Below are 348 nucleotides of genomic sequence, written 5' to 3' on the forward strand. Positions count from 1 at the left end.
TCTCGCTATATGGCGTTATTCCTGACAAGTGATTGCATACCCTCCTGGCACGCCTTCCCTGTCGCATATCAATAACAGGCGACCATTCTGGCCGCTAAAACCGTTTACTTCAGCCAGAGGCTTTCGTATAGTCAATGTCCTACCGGGCAGCCAAGGCTGCCTTTTTGCGTTTTAAGGAACTGTCCCGAATGACTGCGATCATGAACACCTATGGCCGCCTGCCCGTTACCTTTACCTCTGGTAAAGGGAGTTGGCTGACAGATACTGATGGAAAGACCTACCTGGATGCCTTATGCGGTATTGCCGTATGTGGATTGGGTCATGCCCACCCGACTATCAGCGCAACAC

At 51.4% G+C, this 348-nt stretch carries 1 protein-coding gene; it reads left to right on the forward strand.

Annotation, left to right across the window (positions count from 1 at the left end):
* Positions 1–200: 200 nt before the first annotated feature.
* The coding region (locus tag Q4563_RS17540; RefSeq protein WP_303605408.1) for an aminotransferase class III-fold pyridoxal phosphate-dependent enzyme at positions 201–348 on the forward strand (148 nt) is incomplete at its 3' end.

The sequence above is a fragment of the Gilvimarinus sp. 1_MG-2023 genome, from assembly GCF_030548285.1.